General features: G+C 48.2%; 6 protein-coding genes. 4 read left to right on the top strand and 2 right to left on the bottom strand.

Going from position 1 to position 6,381, the window contains the following annotated elements:
* From VN105_RS03155 to VN105_RS03140, 4 genes are all read left to right on the top strand, one after another.
* Positions 1 to 1,471 (top strand): TonB-dependent receptor domain-containing protein (locus VN105_RS03155; protein WP_325637839.1); only part of this gene is annotated, 1,471 nt, incomplete at its 5' end.
* 12 nt (positions 1,472 to 1,483) lie between these two features.
* Positions 1,484 to 2,893 (top strand): RagB/SusD family nutrient uptake outer membrane protein, encoded by a 1,410-nt coding sequence (locus tag VN105_RS03150; protein WP_325637837.1) that lies wholly within the window; start codon positions 1,484 to 1,486, stop codon positions 2,891 to 2,893.
* On the top strand, positions 2,893 to 3,927 hold the full coding sequence (locus tag VN105_RS03145; protein WP_325637835.1) for a cyanophycinase: 1,035 nt from the start codon (positions 2,893 to 2,895) through the stop codon (positions 3,925 to 3,927). The genes VN105_RS03150 and VN105_RS03145 overlap by 1 nt, the downstream gene beginning before the upstream one ends.
* A 23-nt stretch (positions 3,928 to 3,950) precedes the next feature.
* Positions 3,951 to 4,979 (top strand): isoaspartyl peptidase/L-asparaginase, encoded by a 1,029-nt coding sequence (locus tag VN105_RS03140; RefSeq protein ID WP_325637833.1) that lies wholly within the window; start codon positions 3,951 to 3,953, stop codon positions 4,977 to 4,979.
* 51 nt (positions 4,980 to 5,030) lie between these two features.
* Here VN105_RS03140 and VN105_RS03135 read toward each other — a convergent pair whose 3' ends face one another.
* Together VN105_RS03135 and VN105_RS03130 are read right to left on the bottom strand one after the other, a co-directional pair.
* Positions 5,031 to 5,300, bottom strand: a complete 270-nt coding sequence (locus VN105_RS03135; RefSeq protein ID WP_325637831.1) for a hypothetical protein — start codon at positions 5,298 to 5,300, stop codon at positions 5,031 to 5,033.
* Positions 5,301 to 5,413: 113 nt separating this feature from the next.
* Positions 5,414 to 6,381 (bottom strand): hypothetical protein (locus tag VN105_RS03130; protein WP_325637829.1); only part of this gene is annotated, 968 nt, incomplete at its 5' end.

Here is a 6,381-nt window from a genome sequence, read left to right as displayed (position 1 = left end):
CGGGTTAACGTATTCAAAAGTAACCGGTAAACATGATTTTGAAGTATCAGGTTATTTTGAGTTTACCAAAAATAACTACCGCGCATTTGATTATACCGGCTATGACCTGGACGACAGGTTGCCTGCTACACCCGCAGCCATTACGCCGGGATCGCCGTACAGCCCTTTGCTGGGAGGCGGCCGCACCAAAAGCGCATTAGCCTCTTACATTGGCGTAGGCCGGTATACCTTTAATGAAAAGTATACACTGAATGCCAGTTACCGGTACGATGGCGCGTCTACCGTACCACCCAATAACCGCTGGCATGGTTTCTATTCCTTTGGTGTTGGATGGGAAGTAAAAAGAGAGAATTTTTTGAAAGATGTGAGCTTTGTGGATAACCTGCGTTTCAGGGCCAGCTATGGTACTTCTGCCAATCCATTTTCCAACCTGGGGCCTTTCGCTTATTTCCGTACTTACGGAACCGACCAGTATGGCGGTACTCCGGCTATTGTGCCTAATCAGCCAGGCAATCCCAATTACGACTGGGAATATGCAAAGGAATTTAATGTGGGCTTCGACCTGGGCGTAATGAATAACCGTATCCGCCTGGTAACAGATGTGTATAACAAAGTAACCAATAACCTCTTTATAGAACAGCCTTTATCTATTACTTCGGGGTTTTATACTATGTTCCTCAATTCCGGCGCTATGCGTAACAGGGGGATAGAAGTGGATCTGCAGGGGGATATTGTGAAGGGTAGAGATCTCACCTGGACCGTAGGCGTGAACTTTGCGTATAATAAGAACGTGATCACCGACCTGGGCACCGCCGGCGAATTTACACAGGGCACTACGCAGATCGTGAGGGTAGGGCTTCCTTACGGCTCCCACTATGCGCCTAAATGGGCCGGTGTGGATCCGCAAACAGGCGATCCGCTGTACTACGACAGATCAGGTAATAAAACCAGCGATTACAATGAAACGGCTTTGAGCGTAGCGGAATTTGGTACCTATATTCCTCCTTTCACCGGTGGATTTAATACCGGCGTTACCTGGAAAGGTATTTACCTGAATGCACTGTTTACGTTTGCCGATAAAACCATGCGGTATCTCAACGAAGATTACTTCAACGAAAACCCCAGCTTTGCCAGCAGTAACCAGTCGGTACGCATGCTGTACGACCGCTGGAAAAAACCGGGCGATAATGCCATCCTGCCGAAGTTCGACGCCAGCAGGGGATTTTCTTCGAAAGATATCCAGGACGCTTCTTACCTGCGTTTGAGGAATGTGAATATCGGTTATAATTTCCCGAAAGAAATAATGACCCATATCAAATTTATACAGGGCATACAGGTATTTGCACAGGCGCAGAACCTGTACACCTGGACCAAATGGAAAAGTTTTGATCCGGAAAATAACAATGGCGATGGCAGGTTCGATTACCCCAGCGCAAGAACCTACACTTTTGGTCTGAACGTTAATTTTTAAATCATTGAGCTCATGACAATCCGTTATTTCAAATATACTTTCAGCTACCTGGCACTCGCTTTGTCGGTGTGTATCCTTGCCTGTAACAAACAACTGGACCTGTCGCCCACCGACAGTATCATTGATCCGGGAAGAACTTTCCGGACAGTGAACGACTTGAACGGAGGTTTGCTTGGCGCCTATTCAGGGCTTACCTACAATACTATTTACAGCATATCGCTGATCACAGATGAATGTACCCTGCCCAGTGAAAACGGCACCGGTGGTGGCGTAGCTACTTACCGCTGGCAGATAGATCCCAGCAGTACCACCATCACCGGTTCTTTCGGGGAATATTATATTGCCATCGACCGCGCCAACCGCGTATTGGGCGCAATGGGAGCCGTTACCACCAAGGGCGATGAAGAAGCAGCGCTGAAAGATCAATACCGCGGAGAAGCGCTGGCGCTGCGCGCTTATTGCCATTTCCAGTTATTGCAGAGTTATGCAGAAGCATATGACCCTGCTGCCATGGGCGTGCCTTATATGGATACAGCGGTTAACAGTTTTCCTTCCCGTAATACTTTTGGAGAAGTGGTAGCAGCTATAGAAAAAGATCTGCAGTTGGCTAAAACACTGGTGCCTGCTGATCTTGAAGATAATACAAGGATTACGCTTCCGGCTATTTCAGCCATTCAGGCCAGAGTGGCTTTGTATGCAAAAGAATGGGACAACGCCGTAACTTATGCCACTGAGGCCATAGATGCCTTGCCACTGGCATCTGCCGCCGATTTCCCGGGTATCTGGAAAGACACAAAGGAAAGTGAAGTGATCTGGAAACTGAAACAGGTAGCCGGCAGCAACGACGACCTGATTGGCAGCGTTTATTTCGACAGGGATGTGGCTTTATATGTTCCTTCCTTTGAGCTGATCAACCTGTTCGATAAAGTCCATGATGTACGTTATCCTGCTTATATAAAGTTTGATGATACACGCGGCGCAGGTAACTCCCAATACCTGGTGAATAAATACGCCGGCACATCCGGTAGTCTTGGCCTGGCGGATATCAAGTTGTTCAGAACCGGTGAAATGTACCTGATCAGGGCGGAAGCGCTGGCTGAGAAGAACCAGACGGGTAATGGAGGCGACGATCTGAATGCACTGCGTGCCGCCCGTATATCCGGTTATACACCACAAACTTTTGCCAGCAAAGACGCATTGATCACTGCCTTGTATACAGAACGTTTTAAAGAACTGGCTTTTGAAGGGCAGCGTCTTTTTGACCTTAGAAGAAGAGGAATGTCTGTTACCCGTAACCCGGAAGACGCGGTGAACGCACTGGGTGCAGTGTTACTGAAACCAGGCCAGAAGGGATATGTATTCCCCATCCCTGATGCGGAAACCAAAGCCAATAAAAACATGAAACAAAATCCAGGCTACTGATGAAAAGAACAATAACAGTACTAACGGCAGCGGCTATATGTTTTACTGCCTGCAATATGCGTAACCACGAGTTGCCAACTGTTCCCGGCAGGCCCGCATCCATAGGTATCATTGGAGACACCGCCGATGTAACCACCCCGGTAAAAGGCGGCGTAGCGCTTATTGGCGGTGGCGGCAATGTAAACGGCGCCTTTCAATGGATGATTGACCGCAGCGGCGGCGGCGATGTAGTGGTGCTCACCGCTTCCGGCAACGGCGACTATAACCATGATATCGATTCCCTGGGGAAAGTAAATTCCGTGGAAACACTGAACATCACCACCCGGGAACTGGCTAATAATGATACTGTAGCTAACATTATCCGCAATGCGGAGATGTTGTTTATTGCCGGTGGGGATCAGTCGCGCTACATGAACCAGTGGAGAGGCACCAAAGTGAATGCGGCCATTAATTACCTGCTGCAGGAAAAGAAAGCCCCCGTAGGCGGTACCAGCGCCGGCTGCGCCATATTAAGCGGACTTTACTACAGCGGGGAAGGGGGCAGTGCCGTATCGGATTCCGTACTGGCTAACCCGTATGATTCGCTGGTAACATTGTATAATAATGATTTTCTGCATGCGCCTTACTTAAGCCAGGTGATCAGCGATCAGCATTATGTAAAACGTGGCCGTGCGGGCAGGCATGTTACCTTTATGAGCCGTATTGTGAAAGACCATGGCATTTTCCCAAGGGGTATTGCACCGGATGAGAAAACAGCGGTATGCATTGATGAAACAGGTATGGCTAAAGTGTTTGGCGTGAGTAAGGCTTATTTCATTTTATCGGATAGCTTGAAAAAACCTGAACTTTGTGAGCCGGGGCAACCACTGGAATGGAATCATAACGGCGAAGCGCTGAAAGTATATGAGATCCAGGCCAGCGCTACCGGCAACGGCAGTTTCCAGGTAACTGATTTTGATCCGGCCAAAGCCAGTGGCGGTACCTGGTATTGGTGGTGGGTAGAAAAAGGACAGCTGAAGAAGAAAGCAATTTGATCATTCTATTAATAAAGTCAGATATGAAAGGCAGGTTTGGTATTTTATTTTTGCTGGCGGCGTTTTTTGCTCTACCCGTAGCAGCGCAGCAGAAAGCATCCTATGTATTGGTGATCCATGGCGGAGCAGGCACCATTCTTAAAAAGAATATGACTCCCGAAAAGGAAGCAGCTTATAAATCATCGTTGAAGAAAGCGCTGGAAACAGGATATAAGGTGCTGCAATCAGGCGGTAGCAGCCTCGATGCAGTAGAGGCTACCGTAAGGGTGCTGGAAGACGATTCCCTGTTTAATGCCGGCAAGGGCGCCGTGTTTACCCATGAAGGGCGCAACGAACTGGATGCTGCCATCATGAATGGCAAAACGAAAGCAGCCGGCGCAGTAGCCGGCGTTACCACTATACGTAACCCGGTGAGTGCGGCAAGAGCCGTGATGGAAAAGTCGGAGCACGTAATGATGGTGGGGCCGGGCGCAGAAAAATTCGCCAAAGAAGCGGGACTGCAAATAGTAGATCCTTCTTATTTCAGAACCGAAACACGCTGGCAGGATCTGCAGCGGGCCATCCGGGAAGACTCCCTGGCAGCGGCTAAATCCAACGCCTATACGAACCCTGTGAAGTTTGGTATTAAGAACCGGGATTATAAATTTGGTACTGTTGGGGCCGTGGCATTGGATCAGCAGGGCAACCTTGCAGCAGCTACTTCTACCGGCGGTATGACCAACAAGAAATACGGCCGCATTGGCGATTCACCTATTATTGGGGCCGGTACCTATGCGAACAATGAAACAGCGGCTATTTCCTGCACCGGTTGGGGCGAGTTTTATATCCGGAACGTGGTTGCCTACGATTTGTCTGCCCTGATGGAATATAAAGGACTTTCCGTACAGCAGGCAGGTAATGCCGTGATAAAAAAAGTAGGGAATATGGGCGGTGATGGCGGCCTTATTGCGCTGGATAGAAAAGGTAACATGACCATGTCTTTCAATACCGAAGGAATGTACCGCGGCGCCGTTACAAAGGATGGTAAAATTGAAGTTGAAATTTACAAATAGATATCCATAACGAACGGGTAGGGGGCGTAGTAACCCGTACCCGTTCGTATTTTACTCCAGTGGTCTTTTAGGGGAGTCATCTTCCTCGAAGCTGTTTTCATCTATATCCTCATCTGTAATATCTTCTTCTTCCAGCAGTTCGTCTATTTCCACATCATCATCTTCTTCATCCAGCAAGTCGTCGGAAACATCGTTTGACTGTCTTGATTGTTCATCCTGATTGCCCTTGGGAGGCACAGGCTGCTGTTTCTGATTAATAATATCATCGGGTTGAAGATCATCATCGAGGAGTGGTCCGGGTGTTTTAGGCTGTTTGGTCATAAGCATTGATTTTATGATAAATGCCCCAAACATCACACCACTAAAAAAAGAGCTGATTTACAACGGAAATTGAAAACAGCTGCGTAAATAAATACACAGTGAACGGGAAATAATCATTCATTTACCACTTTACTGGTTTTAAAAACAGCGCTCCATTTGCTGATAAACGCGGCAGGAAGGGTTTCTGTTTTCTGTGCAATAAATACGGCATGAAAGGATTTTGGGCCCTGTATTACATAATACAATTGGGACTCCGGATTGCCTGCACCGGGTGTTTCCACTTTAAACAGCGCCCAGCGCCGTTGCGGGCTGTTTTCTTTTCCCAGCAGGGTTGTTTTTGCCTGGGAGGCATTTTTTGCTGCAGCTTCAGAAAAGCTTTTTACGGCATGGTCGATGTTACCGATCCTTGCATTTTCCATGGTCATATTGTTGAGAAGCAGGGTCCATTGCTGTGGCGTTTCATCCGCAGGAAGGAATTGCCGGGTGGCGAGGTTGTCCACCTCTGTATCGGTGATCATGGTCCATTTGATGCCTGCCGGCAACGTGATTTTGAGACGTTCTTTCCGGGCTGCTTTGCCTGTAAGGAAGGATGTGCCTACCTGGTGAAATAAGGGCGTATATGTGGCGGAAAATGGCAAAAGCGTGGTGGCGGTGAGCAGGTAGGTTTTATTATCGGAGTAATCAATAAAAACGCTGGCAAAAAAAGTATCGGGCCTGTTCTCTTCCACGTGTATCTCATCCAGCCAGATCATTCTTTTGCCATTGCGGATAATGCTGCCGGAGTCTACCAGTTTGAAGTAAGGGTTGCGGCTGATATAGTACAGCAGTTTTTTGGTAACGGCATCCACATTGGAGCGGAGCTCGTCAATAACATTAATATTGAAATTTTCCGGTTCAAAGTGGGGGCTGTCGGCCGAAAGCCGCCTTGCCATCAGTTTCAGGGCGGGGGGCTGTTTGTTTTTTGTTGCCTGCCATCCTGCAGGAATACCCACGGAGAAATGATTCGCCGTATCGCGGTAACTGACCAGTTGCTGACTTTGGACGATAAAGGAAAACAATACAAGCGCACACAACAGAACAT

This window comes from Chitinophaga sp., assembly GCF_035564935.1.
Lineage (GTDB): Bacteria > Bacteroidota > Bacteroidia > Chitinophagales > Chitinophagaceae > Chitinophaga.
Note: the sequence above shows the minus strand (reverse complement) of the source record. Positions and strands in the feature narration are given on the sequence as shown.

Bases quoted from the DNA above. Each gene is read 5' to 3' on its own strand.
- VN105_RS03150 (WP_325637837.1), top strand. From the start codon at position 1,484: ATGACAATCCGTTATTTCAAATATACTTTCAGCTACCTGGCACTCGCT.
- VN105_RS03145 (WP_325637835.1), top strand. From the start codon at position 2,893: ATGAAAAGAACAATAACAGTACTAACGGCAGCGGCTATATGTTTTACT.
- VN105_RS03140 (WP_325637833.1), top strand. From the start codon at position 3,951: ATGAAAGGCAGGTTTGGTATTTTATTTTTGCTGGCGGCGTTTTTTGCT.
- VN105_RS03135 (WP_325637831.1), bottom strand. From the start codon at position 5,300: ATGACCAAACAGCCTAAAACACCCGGACCACTCCTCGATGATGATCTT.